Annotated in this window: 13 protein-coding genes; 7 read left to right on the top strand and 6 right to left on the bottom strand. The window is 71.7% G+C overall.

The features are described from left to right. Positions 1–51 precede the first annotated feature (51 nt). Genes KK483_RS23080 through KK483_RS23070 form a run of 3 tightly spaced genes read right to left on the bottom strand, consistent with a single transcriptional unit; the run spans position 52 to position 2,500 of the window. On the bottom strand, positions 52–465 hold the full coding sequence (locus KK483_RS23080; RefSeq protein WP_262007122.1) for a RidA family protein: 414 nt from the start codon (positions 463–465) through the stop codon (positions 52–54). Beyond that, positions 462–1,211, bottom strand: a complete 750-nt coding sequence (locus tag KK483_RS23075; protein WP_262007121.1) for an IclR family transcriptional regulator — start codon at positions 1,209–1,211, stop codon at positions 462–464. Before KK483_RS23075 ends, KK483_RS23080 begins: the two co-directional genes overlap by 4 nt. Further along, positions 1,208–2,500 (bottom strand): sugar kinase, encoded by a 1,293-nt coding sequence (locus KK483_RS23070; protein WP_399014588.1) that lies wholly within the window; start codon positions 2,498–2,500, stop codon positions 1,208–1,210. Before KK483_RS23070 ends, KK483_RS23075 begins: the two co-directional genes overlap by 4 nt. 157 nt (positions 2,501–2,657) lie before the next feature. Between KK483_RS23070 and KK483_RS23065 the strand changes: the two genes are divergently transcribed. After that, positions 2,658–3,947, top strand: a complete 1,290-nt coding sequence (locus KK483_RS23065; RefSeq protein ID WP_262007119.1) for an amino acid deaminase — start codon at positions 2,658–2,660, stop codon at positions 3,945–3,947. Positions 3,948–3,970: 23 nt separating this feature from the next. Further along, positions 3,971–5,548, top strand: a complete 1,578-nt coding sequence (locus KK483_RS23060) for an amidohydrolase family protein (protein WP_313879473.1) — start codon at positions 3,971–3,973, stop codon at positions 5,546–5,548. Positions 5,549–5,596: 48 nt separating this feature from the next. On the opposite strand, the gene KK483_RS23055 is transcribed toward KK483_RS23060, so the two are convergent. Next, complete coding sequence (locus tag KK483_RS23055; protein WP_262007118.1) at positions 5,597–6,715, bottom strand: ATP-binding protein; 1,119 nt, start codon at positions 6,713–6,715, stop codon at positions 5,597–5,599. Between the two features lie 99 nt (positions 6,716–6,814). Between KK483_RS23055 and KK483_RS23050 the strand changes: the two genes are divergently transcribed. The 4 genes from KK483_RS23050 (at position 6,815) to KK483_RS23035 (ending at position 9,822) form a co-directional block, all read left to right on the top strand. Next, entirely contained in the window at positions 6,815–7,609 is a 795-nt protein-coding gene (locus KK483_RS23050; protein WP_262007117.1) for a helix-turn-helix transcriptional regulator, read from the top strand. Then, entirely contained in the window at positions 7,606–7,908 is a 303-nt protein-coding gene (locus KK483_RS23045; RefSeq protein WP_262007115.1) for a DUF397 domain-containing protein, read from the top strand. Before KK483_RS23050 ends, KK483_RS23045 begins: the two co-directional genes overlap by 4 nt. Then, on the top strand, positions 7,905–9,275 hold the full coding sequence (locus tag KK483_RS23040) for a cytochrome P450 (protein WP_262007114.1): 1,371 nt from the start codon (positions 7,905–7,907) through the stop codon (positions 9,273–9,275). Before KK483_RS23045 ends, KK483_RS23040 begins: the two co-directional genes overlap by 4 nt. A gap of 61 nt (positions 9,276–9,336) precedes the next feature. Further along, a complete protein-coding gene (locus KK483_RS23035; protein WP_262007113.1) occupies positions 9,337–9,822 on the top strand; it encodes a MarR family winged helix-turn-helix transcriptional regulator in 486 nt (161 codons plus the stop codon). 78 nt (positions 9,823–9,900) lie between these two features. Here the strand turns inward: KK483_RS23035 and KK483_RS23030 are convergent, their stop codons facing one another. Then, positions 9,901–10,551, bottom strand: a complete 651-nt coding sequence (locus KK483_RS23030) for an FMN-dependent NADH-azoreductase (RefSeq protein WP_262007112.1) — start codon at positions 10,549–10,551, stop codon at positions 9,901–9,903. Positions 10,552–10,699: 148 nt separating this feature from the next. Between KK483_RS23030 and KK483_RS23025 the strand changes: the two genes are divergently transcribed. Next, positions 10,700–11,365, top strand: a complete 666-nt coding sequence (locus KK483_RS23025; RefSeq protein ID WP_262007111.1) for a nitroreductase — start codon at positions 10,700–10,702, stop codon at positions 11,363–11,365. A gap of 39 nt (positions 11,366–11,404) precedes the next feature. Here the strand turns inward: KK483_RS23025 and KK483_RS23020 are convergent, their stop codons facing one another. After that, the gene (locus KK483_RS23020; RefSeq protein ID WP_262007110.1) at positions 11,405–12,043 is read right to left on the bottom strand and encodes an alpha-ketoglutarate-dependent dioxygenase AlkB; all 639 of its coding nucleotides are present in this window, start codon (positions 12,041–12,043) and stop codon (positions 11,405–11,407) included. Between the last annotated feature and the right edge of the window lie 64 nt (positions 12,044–12,107).

Genomic DNA, 12,107 nt, shown 5'->3' with positions numbered 1-12,107 from the left:
GCGCCCCTGCGGTGGGCGCCGTGCCGTACGGCAGCGGGTGGTTCAGGGGAATCAGCCGAGGACGGCCAGGGCGTCGATCTCGATGAGCAGCCCGGCGGGGAGGCCGACGTAGACCGTCGTGCGGGCGGCGGGGGCCTGCCCCAGGCCCTGCTCCTCGAAGTAGGTGTTGTAGATCTCGTTCATCTCGGCGAAGTGGGCGGTGTCGGTGAGGTAGACGCGGATCATCATCACGTCGTCCCAGCTCGCGCCGCCCTCCTCCAGGATCGCCTTGACGTTGGCGAGGGTCTGGAGGGTCTGCTCGCGCAGGGTCGGGCCCGCGACGGTCGGGGCCTGGCCCTCGACGGCAGGGAGGAAGCCGACCTGTCCGGCGACCTGGAGGATGTTGCCCTTGCGGACGCCGTGGGAGAACTTCGCGGGCGGGGTGGTGTGGGTGGCGGGGGTGATCGCGGTCTTCTCGGTCGTCATACGTGGTCCTTGCCTGAGTATTCGCGGGTGATCGCGTCGGCGGTGCGGCGCACCAGGGGGAGGAGGGTGAGGAGTTCGTCGGCGGTGACGACGACGTTCGGCGCGGAGACCGACATGGCGGCGACGACCCGGCCGTCCGTGCCGCGGATGGGGGCCGCGACGCAGTTGATGGACTCCTCGTGGCCGCCGAGGTCGGTGGCCCAGCCCTGTTCGCGTACGGTCGCCAGTTCCTTGAGGAACGCGGCGGCGTTGGGGATCGAACGGGGCGTGTACATGGGGTAGTCGAGCTTCTCGGCCACGGCGTGGCGCTCGGCCTCGGGGAGGTCGGCGAGGAGGAGCTTGGCCACGGCGGCGACGGTGATCGCGACGGGCTTGCCGATACGGGAGTACATCCGCACCGGGTAGCGGCTCTCGACCTTGTCGATGTAGAGGACCTCGTTCTCCTCGTGGACGGCGAGGTGGACCGTGTGGCCGCACTGCTCGTTGAGGGCGACGAGGTGGGGGTGGGCGATCTCGCGGACGTCGAGGTTCTCGACGGCTTCCTGGGCGAGGGCGAAGAGGCGGGCGCCGAGGCGGTAGCGCTGGTCCTGCTGCCGGTAGACGAGGCCGTGCTCGTGGAGGGTGCGCAGGAGGCGGAGGGCGGTGGACTTGTGGACGCCGAGGCGGTCGGCGACCTGTCCCAGGTCCGCGGGCCCCTGGGCGAGCAGCGGCAGGATGCTCAGGGCGCGGTCGACGGTCTGGCTCATGGGGTGCGTACCTCCTCCGTGGCCTGCGCGGCTGCCGTCCAGCCGGGGCCGAGGTGAAGTGTCTCCCAGGCGGCGTCGCCGAGGGCGGCGAGGCGGTCGGCGTACGCGGTGGGGGGCGGCGCGCCGAGGTCGCCGGGGACGGTGAGGGCGGCGGCGGCCATGAGGTGCCCGTGCCGCAGCCGTTCCCGCATGGGCAGCCCCCGCAGGGTGCCCGAGAGGAACCCGGCGGCGAAGGCGTCGCCTGCGCCGACGGGGGCGACGACGTCGACGCGGGGGGCGGGGACGAAGGTGCACTGGGGCTCCGCCCCAGCCCCCGCCGGGGCTCCGCCCCGGACGCCGGTTTCGGGGGCTCCGCCCCCGTACCCCCGCTCCTCAAACGCCGGAGGGGCTGGAACACTCAGCCTCGCCGGCGTTTGAGGCGCGGGGTCCGGGGCAGCGCCCCGGCGGGGGTTCGGGGGCGGAGCCCCAGTGGGGGGCTGGGGGCTTGCCCCCCACGCGGCGGAGCCGCACATCGACACTGCGGGAAGGGGCGGGGTGGGGAAAGGCTCCACGCAGCGGCTGAACGCCACCGCGCCCTTCGCCCCCTGCTTCACGACCAGCACCGCCGGCTCCGGCAGCGCGTCCCGGATCGCGGCGGGGCCGCCGCACACGCCCCACGCGTCCTCCGCCTCGTCCTCGCCGACGAAGACGAGGTCCGCCCCGCGCGCGAGCTCCAGCAGCACGGCGGGGTCGTCGCGCCACAGTCCCGGCCGGTGGTTGACGTCGAAGGAGACGAGCGGCCGCCCGGCGCGCGGCGCGGTGAGGGCGCGCATCAGGGCGAGGCAGTCGGGCGACAGGGCGGCGGTGATGCCGGAGACATGGAGGACGCGTGCGGCGCCGAGGTCCTCGTGCGTCACGTTCGCCGGGGACATCGCGGACGCGGCGGATCCGGCCCGGTAGTAGAGGACTTCGTGCGCGTCGGTCGCCCGGTCGGTGGCGGTGCGGAAGTAGATGCCCGTGGGTCGTCCCGGGTCGCGCCGGACGGCGGAGGTGTCGACGCCGTACGCCGCCACCGCCGCGATCAGGTGGTCGCCGAAGCCGTCGGCCCCGACCCGGCTGACCCACTTCACGGAGTGCCCCGCCGCGGCCAGCGCGCACGCCACGTTCGACTCGGCGCCGCCGATGGTGCGCGCGAAGGACGGCACGTCGGCGAGGCGGCCGGGCCGTGACGGCAGGAACGTGACCATGGACTCGCCGAGGCAGACGGCGTCGAGGACGCCGCCGTCCTCCACGGCTGCGGTTCCGGTCACGACGGTCACTCTGGCGCTCCTCACAGGTCGTGTGGGTCCATTGACCCGGTGTCGGCTCGGATGTTAGACAGCGTTAAGCGCTATACGCAATGACCGTTGCACATGCTGCAATCCGAGGCGATCTCATCGCAGCACGCCCGTGTGGAGGAGGCCCACCATGCCCGCCGAGAACCCCGTCGCCGGCCTCGCACAGCTCGATCGCGAGACCGTCGACCACCGCTTCAAGGCGCTCCCCCCGGACGCGGAGGGCCTCACCGTCGGTGAGCTGGCCGCCCAGCGGCGCAACCTCTTCACCGGTGGTTTCACCACACCCGTGCTCGCACTCTCCGCGGAGTCCCTGGAGCACAATCTCGCCCTGCTGGAGACCTACGCGGAGCGCCACGGCCTCGCCTTCGCCCCGCACGGCAAGACCTCCATGTCCCCGCAGCTCTTCGCCCGCCAGCTGGAGCGCGGCGCCTGGGGCATCACCGCCGCGGTCCCGCACCAGGTCCGTGTCTACCGCGCGCACGCCATCCAGCGCGTCTTCCTCGCGAACGAGCTCGTCGACCCCGTCGCCCTGCGCTGGCTCGCGGCCGAGCTCGACCGCGACCCGGAGTTCCGCTTCGTCTGCTACGTCGACTCGGTGCGCGGCGTCGAGCTGATGGACGAGGCCCTCTCCGCCGCCGCCCCGTCCCGCCCCCTGGACGTCGTGGTCGAGCTCGGCGCGGGTGACACCGCCCGCACCGGCGCCCGCGGCGAGGCCGACTGCACGGCCGTCGCCGACGCGGTCGCCGCGGCCCCCACCCTGCGCCTCGTCGGCGTCGCCGGCTACGAGGGCGAGGTCCCGGACGCCACGTCCGAGCGGGTGCGGGACTGGCTGCGCCGCCTCGTGGCGCTCGCCGCCTCCTACGACAAGGACGGCCGGTTCGCCGACACGGACGAGATCGTCGTCAGCGCGGGCGGCAGCGCCTGGTTCGACGCCGTCGCCGACGTCTTCGCCGAGATCCCGGAGCTGTCCCGACCGGTGCTGAAGCTGCTGCGCTCGGGCGCGTACGTCTCCCACGACGACGGCCACTACAAGCACCTCACCCCCTTCAACCGCGTCCCCGAGGAGGGTGCGCTGGAGCCCGCCTTCCGCCTCTGGGCCCAGGTCGTCTCCCGCCCGACCCCGCACCAGGCGTTCGCCAACGCGGGCAAGCGCGACGCCGCGTACGACCTCGACCTGCCAGAGGCCCAGGTGGTCCGCGACCCGCGCACCGGCGCCGTCCGCCCCGCCACCGGCATCACCGTCACCGGACTGTCCGACCAGCACGCGTGGATCCGCACGGACGACGAGGCTGAGCTCGACGTCGGCGACTGGGTCGGGATGGGCCTGTCGCACCCGTGCACGTCGTTCGACAAGTGGCAGCTGATCCCGGTGGCGGAGGCGGACGGCACGGTCACCGACTACGTCCGCACCTTCTTCTGACACGCGCGGACAGGAGCTCTGAGATGGACCTCGTCATCCGCGGCGCACGCGTCGTCGACGGCACCGGCGCCGCCTCGTACCGCGCCGACGTCGGCGTCACGGACGGCCGCATCACCGCGATATCCCGCGAAGGCGGCGAACGCCTCACCGGCCGCCGCCTCCTCGACGCCGCCGGCCTCGCCCTCTCCCCCGGCTTCATCGACATGCACGCGCACAGCGACCTCGCGCTGCTCCGCGACCCCGACCACAGCGCCAAGGCGGCCCAGGGCGTGACCCTGGAGGTCCTCGGCCAGGACGGGCTGTCGTACGCGCCCGTCGACGACCGCACCCTCGCCGAGGTCCGCAGGGCCATCACCGGCTGGAACGGCGACGGTTCGGACATCGACTTCGACTGGCGGACCGTCGGCGAGTACCTGGACCGGCTCGACCGCTCCCACGGCGGCCGGGGCATCGCCGTCAACGCGGCCTATCTGATCCCCCAGGGAACGGTGCGGATGCTCGCCGTCGGCTGGGACGACCGCGCGGCCACCCCTGAAGAGCTCGCGCGCATGAAGCAGCTCGTCGCCGAGGGCATGGAGCAGGGCGCCGTCGGCATGTCCTCCGGCCTGACCTACACCCCCGGCATGTACGCGGGCGACGCCGAACTCACCGAGCTGTGCCGGGTGGTGGCCTCGTACGGCGGCTACTACTGCCCGCACCACCGCTCCTACGGCGCAGGCGCCCTGGAGGCGTACGAGGAGATGGTCGGCCTCACCCGAGACGCCGGCTGCGCCCTCCATCTCGCCCACGCCACCATGAACTTCGGCGTGAACAAGGGCCGCGCCCCCGAGCTGCTCACCCTGCTCGACGAGGCGCTCGACGCGGGCGCCGACATCTCCCTCGACACCTATCCGTACACCCCCGGCTGCACGACCCTCGTCGCGCTGCTGCCGAGCTGGGCGAGCGAGGGCGGGCCGGAGGCGGTCATGGCCCGGCTGCGGGACGACGGGACGGCCGAGAAGATCCGCCACCACCTGGAGGTCATCGGCTCCGACGGCTGCCACGGCGTGCCGATGGAGTGGGACACGATCGAGATCTCCGGCGTCGCCGATCCGGCGCTGGCGGAGTTCGTGGGCCGCCGCCTGGACGGCTGGACCACCGCCCGCCGGCTGCTGCTCGACGACCGCCTCGGCTCGACGATCCTCCAGCACGTCGGCCACGAGGAGAACGTCCGCGCGATCATGCGCCACCGCGTCCACACGGGCGGCTCCGACGGCATCCTCCAGGGCGTCAAGCCGCACCCGCGCGCCTACGGCACCTTCCCGCACTACCTCGGCCACTACGCCCGCGAACTCGGCGTCCTGTCCCTGGAGGAGACCGTCGCGCACCTCACCTCGCGCCCGGCCGCCCGGCTCCGGCTCGCCGACCGGGGTCTCGTACGCGAGGGCTACCGCGCCGACCTCGTCCTCTTCGACCCGGACACGGTCGCGGCCGGTTCGACCTTCGAGGCGCCCCGCACGCTCCCGACCGGCATCCCGCACGTCCTGATCGACGGCAGCTTCGTCATCGAGGAGGGGAAGCGCACGGACGTACTGGCCGGGCGGGCGATCCGCCGGACGTGACGCGGCGGCGGTGACGGCGGCGGTGGCGGTGACGCTGACGCTGACGGCTCACCGGACGTGGAGCATGTAGGTGTTCTCCAGCTCGTCCTGGAGGACGGTGGCCTTCTTGTCGACCGTCCGCACGTGCAGGTCCTCGTCGGGCGTACCGACCCGGAACCGCCAGCCCTCCGGCAACCGGAGCCGGTCACCGAGCGTGGCCAGCGAGTCGATCGTCTGGCCGGGGTCCACCGTGTGCGAGTACGCCTGGAGCACGTACGTCCGGTCCCCGGGGGCGACCAGCGCGTACACGGGCTTGCCCGCGGCCAGGACGTACTCGGTGTCCCGCGCCACCGTGGTCTCGACGTAGTGCTTCTTGGCCGACGCCCCGGTGACGTCGATCTCCGGCGGGATCCGGACCTCGGCCGCCCAGCGGGCCTCCAGGCCGTCGAACTTCTCGACGTCCCCCCACACGTACGTCGTGACCTCGTCGATCGTCCAGAAGCGGGGCCCGTTCAGGAACACCACCGGCACCTGGAACTCCTCGGCGAGGGCGCGCGCGTCGAGCGCGTTCCACTTGTCCAGCGGGCAGTCGTTGAGGCCGAAGGTGTTGTAGACGGCCGCTTTGAGTCCGCCGTCCTCGCTCGGCGAGATGAGCAGCACCTCGCCGTAGCGGGCGCCCCGCATGCCGCTCTGGTGCCGGGAAGATCGCGTCGTTTCGGACATGGGCTCCTCCTCCTCCACACCATCAAGCGCAGCACACCCGCCGTGATCGCGCACGCCGTCGCCGGTGACACCCGCTCCCACCTCGAACCACACCGTCTTGCCGACCCCGCACTCCCGCGGATACGCGCCCCACGCGTCGGCGAGCGCGGCCACGAGCGTGAGCCCGCGCCCCGACTCGTCATCCGGCGCGGCGGCACGCGGACGCGGCAGCACGTCGCTCGCGTCCGAGACCTCGACCCGCAGGACCCCGTCCCGCCGGAGCACGCACCGCGTCCACACCTCACGCCCCGGCGGGACCTTCGCATGGCGACAGGCGTTCGTGACCAGCTCGCTGAGCAGCAGTACAGCGGTCTCCGCGGTGTCCTCCGGGAGCTTCCATTCCTTCGCCTGCCCGGCCAGAAACGCGCGGGCGCGGCCCGCACTGCGCGGGCCCCGGGGCAGCCGCCACTCGATGTGCTGATTCATGGCTCATACGCTGCTGGCGCTGCAATAGCCTCATGAAGTAACGACATGAGTACGCACGGTGGTTGTACCCCGCGCGTACCAGGACCGGGAGGGCGGCCCGTGACGGAGACCTGGCGGTACTGCGGCAACCAGATCAAGCTCTGGCGCACGGAGGCGGGGGTCAGCCGCGAGGAGCTGGGCAAAGAGGCGAACTACGAGTACGAGACGATCAAGTCGATGGAGCAGGGCCGCCGCAAGCCGAGCGCACGGCTGCTCCAGATCGCGGACCAGATGTGCGGGGCGCAGGGGAAGTTACTGGCGGCACTGGAGTATCTGAAGCCGGAGCCGTTTCCGGCGAGGTCGCAGGAGTACATGGCGATCGAGGCGGAAGCGATCGCGCTGAACTGGTACGAGCCGCTGCTCATCCCGGGCCTGCTCCAGACCGAGGAGTACGCGCAGGCACTGATCAGCGAGAGCTGCCCACCGCTGGACGATGAGACAGTGGAAGAGCGGGTCCGGGCGCGGATGCAGCGCCAGGACGCGCTGACGCGGAGGACCAGTACGGTCTTCAACTTCGTCGTGTACGAGGCGGCGCTGCGGACGTTGGTCGGCGGCGAGCAGGCGATGCGGCACCAGCTCCAACATCTCTTGGAAGCAGGCAAACTGCGGAACACTTCCATTCAGGTACTGCCGATGGGGCGGTGTAGCGGCCTGGCACTCATGGGTTCCATCGTCCTGCTGGAGACCTCCGAGCACGAGCACTACGCCTACTCCGAGGTGCAGACGACGAGCGCGCTCTACTCCGAGCCCGCCAAGGTCAGTGAACTCAGCCAGCGGCATGGCATGATCCGCATGCACGCCCTCTGTATCGAGGACTCAGTGGAGTTCATCAGAAAGGTGGCGGAGGAGCTATGAGCGAGCACCTCACGTGGTTCAAGTCCAGCTACAGCGACGACCAGGGCGGCGCCTGCGTCGAAGTCGCCCTCGACTGGCACAAGTCCAGCTACAGCGACAGCGAGGGCAGCGCCTGCATCGAAGTCGCCCTCGACTGGCACAAGTCCTCCTACAGCGACAGCCAAGGCGGCGACTGCATCGAGGTCGCCACCTGCCCCCACACCGTCCACGTCCGCGACTCCAAGCTCGGCGACGACAGCCCCCGTTTCGCCGTGGCCGGTTCCGCCTGGACCCGCTTCCTGGACGGTGTCACAGGATGACGGCGGCGGGCACACCCGTACCCGGACCCTCGGGGTTGCCCCTGCTCGGGTCGATGCTCGACCTCAGGCGGGACGCGCTCGGCACGTATCTCGACGCCCGCCGCGAGTACGGGGACGTCGTCAGGTTCACCGCGGGCCCGCCGGGGCTGCGGATGACGATGTACGGGGTGTTCTCGGCCGAGGGTGCCCAGCAGGTGCTGGCGACGGATGCGGCCAACTTCCGCAAGGACAACGTCTTTTACCAGGAAATCCGGGATTCGTTCGGGAACGGGCTACTGACGAGCCAGGACGCCGACTACCTCCGGCAACGGCGGCTCGTGCAGCCGCTGTTCACCCGCCGCCGTGTGGACGGGTACGCCGGCGCCGTCACCGGCGAGACGTCGGCGCTGCTGGCCCGGTGGCGCGATGCGCCGGACGCCACCGTGGACATGGTGGACGAGATGACCGGGCTCGCTCTGCGCGCCGTGGCCCGCATCCTCTTCGGCACGGACGTCGAGGCCGCGATTCCTGTCGTGGAGCGGTGTTTCCCCGTCATCGGGAGCTACACGCTCCGGCGCGGCTTCTCACCCGTCAGCCCGCCCCGCACCTGGCCGACTCCTTCGAATCGCAGGAACGCCTCCGCGATGGCCGACCTGTACGCGGTGTGCGACCAGATCATCGAGGAGCGGCGCGCGCAGGGTGACGCGGCGAAAGGCGACGACCTGCTCACTCTGCTCACGCAGGCGCAGAGCGCGGAGGACGGCAGCCTCGACGCCGCCGAGATCCGGGACCAGGTGCTGATCTTCCTGCTCGCCGGGCACGAGACGACGGCGACCTCGCTCGCGTTCGCGCTCCACCTGCTCGCCCGCCACCCCGAGGAGCAGTCCCGGGCGCGGGACGAGGCCGTACGCATCCTGGCGGGGCGGACCCCCGAGGCGTACGACCTGGAGGCGCTCCCGTACCTCACGCGTGTGCTCAAGGAGGCCATGCGGCTGTTTCCGGCGGCGCCGGCGATCGGGCGGCGTGCGGTCGCGGCGACCGAGATCGGCGGGCACGCGATCCCGGCGGGGGCGGACGTCGTGGTGGCGCCGTGGGTGACGCAGCGGCATCCGCGGTACTGGGAGGAGCCGGAGCGGTTCGATCCGGACCGGTTCCTGCCGGAGGCGGAGAAGGCGCGGCCGCGGTACGCCTGGTTCCCGTTCGGCGGCGGGCCGCGGGCCTGCATCGGGCAGCACTTCTCGATGCTGGAGTCGGTGCTCGCGCTCGCCATGATCCTGCGTGAGTACGAGCTGGAGGCCGTGGACCTGGAGGTGCCGGTCATGGCGGCCATCACGTTGCGCGCGACCGGTCCCGCGCGGTGCGTGCTGCGCCCCGTGGGCGCCGCCTAATCGCCCTCTTTGGTTTCAATCGAAACCGTATCGATTGAGTGGAGAGCGGTAATATGCGCCCATGACCGCCGACGCTCCTCAGCCCACCACCGCCTCGCGCGCGACCAACCGCCCCGGGGACGCCTCGCCTTTCGCTCTCGGCCTGCTGCTGCGCCAGGCGCACTGGCGCGCGGCCACGGTCATGACGGAGGCGCTCCGTCCGCTCGGCATCGAGCTGCGGCATTTCGCGGTGCTGATCGTGCTGGTCGACCGCGGGCCCACGGTGCAGCGGGACCTGGCGGCGGCGACGGGGTCGGACAAGGCGGGGATCATGCGGGTCGTGGACGATCTGGAGCGCAAAGGCCTTGCCGTGCGCAAGGCCGTTCCAGGGGACCGGCGGGTGCGGGCGGTGGAGATCACGCCGCAGGGCATCGAGCTCTTCGACGCGGCCCATGTGGCGGCGGAGCCGCTGGCGGAGCACCTGGTCGCCGAACTGGGGCCAGGCGAGGCCGAGCAACTGACGGATCTGCTGACCCGGTTCGCCTTTCCCGCGGGCGGCGGGGCGTGAGCGTGCCCGGACGGGCAGGCGACAAGGGCGCCGTGTGACGGCCTGGGGGTGGGGGTCGCACGGCGCCCTGCCCGCGGGTCACGCAGCGAGGCGCTCCGCGAGTTCCTTGGCCTTGGCGGCGGCGTCCGTGAGGGCGAGCGCGCGGGATGCCTCGTAGAGGGGGATCAGTTCGGACATGGCCGGGACGCGGGGGGCCATGGTGAGCTCCGGGACGATGAACTCGACGTCCAGCCCGAGGCTGACCGTGAGGACGGTGTCCAGGTAGTTCAGGACGAACTCGCAGCCCTCGCGCGGGGCGCCCGGGGCGTAGGAGCCGCCGCGGCTGGCGACGACGACCACCGGGGTGCCCTGGGCCGAGTGGCTCTCGCCCGAGGTGCGGCCGACCAGGATCACGTTGTCCAGCCACGCCTTGAGGGTCGACGGGATCGAGAAGTTGTACATCGGGGCGCCGATGAGGACGGCGTCCGCCTGCTCCAGTTCCTCGATGAGCTCCACACGCGCGGCGAACGCGGCGGACTGCTCCGGGGTGCGCTCGGACTTGGCGGTGTACCAGGCGGTGTGGGCGGCGGCGGTGATGTGCGGGACGGGGTCGGCGGCGAGGTCGCGATGGATCACCGTGCCCTCCGGGTGCTGCTCCTCCCATGCCTTGCGGAAGGCGCCGGCGACCGAACGGGACGAGGACGCCTCACCGGGGAACACGGACGAGTCGATGTGCAGCAGCGTGGCCATGGACTTCCTCCAAAGAGCGGCACCCGAGGCGGCAAACCAGGGGCTGATGGGCACTCGATGACAGTTACACTGAAGATAGTATCGAATGATACCGTTGCGAGTGTAACGGAGATGGGAAACGTCCAGCAGCAGTGGGAGGTGGGCGATCGTGGACGTCTACGAGGCGGTCACGAGCCGACGGGCAGTACGCGGATTCACCGACCGGGAGGTCCCGAGACAGGTGCTGGAGCGCGTGCTCTCCGCCGCGACATGGGCACCGTCCGGATCGAACCTCCAGCCCTGGCACGCCTACGTGCTCACCGGCGCGCCACTGGCCGAGCTCAGGAAGCGCGTCGGCGAGCGCGTGGCCACGGCCGACGCCTGGGACGAGCCGGAGTACCAGCAGTACCCGCCCGCGCTGAAGTCCCCGTACCACGACCGCCGGTCCGCCTTCGGCGAGCAGCGCTACGGCTCACTCGGCATTCCGCGCGAGGACCTGGAGGCACGCCAGAGAGCCGCTTCGGCGAACTGGGACTGCTTCGGAGCCCCCGCCGCCCTGTTCTGCTACATCGACCGCGACATGGGCAGTCCCCAATGGTCCGATGTTGGCATGTACCTGCAAACCGTGATGCTGCTGCTCCGCGCCGAAGGGCTGCACAGCTGCCCGCAGATGGCATGGGCGAAATACCGCAGGACCGTCGCCGAGATCGTGTCGCCCCCGGACGAGCTCATGCTCTTCTGCGGCATGTCGATCGGGTTCGAGGACCCCGCGGTGGACTACACCCGCACGGGCCGCGCGCCGCTCGACGAGACGGTCACGTTCATCGGGGGGTAGCGGCGCCGGGATTGGCGGCGCCCGGTCGGCGACGCGAGGTCAGTTCACGCCGCGGGGGCGGTACTGGATGCTGATCCGGGGGCCCACCGCGCGGGTGGTCTTCGGGATCGCGTGCTCCCACGTCCGCTGGCAGGAACCGCCCATGACGACGAGGTCGCCGTGGCCGAGGGCCTTGCGGACGGGCGCGTGGGCGCCGGTGCCGTTCCGGGGCCGCAGGACGAGGTCACGGGGGTCGCCGACGGAGAGGATGGCGACCATCGTGTCCTCGCGGGCACCCCGGCCGATGCGGTCGCCGTGCCAGGCGACGCTGTCGTGGCCGTCGCGGTAGCAGCAGAGCCCGGCGGTCACGAAGGGCTCGCCGAGTTCGGCCGCATAGTGCGCCGAGAGCGCGTCGCGGGCCTCGGCGAGGACGGGGTGCGGCAGCGGGTCCCCGTCGCCGTAGTAGGCGAGCAGACGGGGCACGTCGACCTCGCGCTCGTACATCTGGCGGCGCTCGGCGCGCCACGGGACGCCGCCGGCCAGTTCCTCGAACAGCGCGTCGGCGCCGCGGAGCCAGCCGGGCAGGACGTCGAGCCAGGCGCCCCGGCCGAGCACGGTGCGGCGGACGCCCTCCAGCGGGCCGAGGCGGATCTCGTCGGTCTGGTCGAAGAGCGAACCCTGCAGATGGACTCCTGCCATGGATCCAGAGTAACCAGAAAACCGAACACATGAGCGATCGATCTCTCGCGGCCCGAAACTCCGC

Source organism: Streptomyces sp. FIT100 (assembly GCF_024584805.1).
Classification (GTDB): Bacteria; Actinomycetota; Actinomycetes; order Streptomycetales; family Streptomycetaceae; genus Streptomyces.
The sequence above is the reverse complement of the archived record's forward strand: the minus strand, read 5'-3'. Positions and strand labels throughout refer to the sequence as shown.

Coding starts and splice junctions, on each gene's coding strand:
- KK483_RS23080 (WP_262007122.1), bottom strand. CDS start 465: ATGACGACCGAGAAGACCGCGATCACCCCCGCCACCCACACCACCCCG.
- KK483_RS23075 (WP_262007121.1), bottom strand. CDS start 1,211: ATGAGCCAGACCGTCGACCGCGCCCTGAGCATCCTGCCGCTGCTCGCC.
- KK483_RS23065 (WP_262007119.1), top strand. CDS start 2,658: ATGCCCGCCGAGAACCCCGTCGCCGGCCTCGCACAGCTCGATCGCGAG.
- KK483_RS23060 (WP_313879473.1), top strand. CDS start 3,971: ATGGACCTCGTCATCCGCGGCGCACGCGTCGTCGACGGCACCGGCGCC.
- KK483_RS23055 (WP_262007118.1), bottom strand. CDS start 6,715: ATGAATCAGCACATCGAGTGGCGGCTGCCCCGGGGCCCGCGCAGTGCG.
- KK483_RS23045 (WP_262007115.1), top strand. CDS start 7,606: ATGAGCGAGCACCTCACGTGGTTCAAGTCCAGCTACAGCGACGACCAG.
- KK483_RS23040 (WP_262007114.1), top strand. CDS start 7,905: ATGACGGCGGCGGGCACACCCGTACCCGGACCCTCGGGGTTGCCCCTG.
- KK483_RS23035 (WP_262007113.1), top strand. CDS start 9,337: ATGACCGCCGACGCTCCTCAGCCCACCACCGCCTCGCGCGCGACCAAC.
- KK483_RS23030 (WP_262007112.1), bottom strand. CDS start 10,551: ATGGCCACGCTGCTGCACATCGACTCGTCCGTGTTCCCCGGTGAGGCG.
- KK483_RS23020 (WP_262007110.1), bottom strand. CDS start 12,043: ATGGCAGGAGTCCATCTGCAGGGTTCGCTCTTCGACCAGACCGACGAG.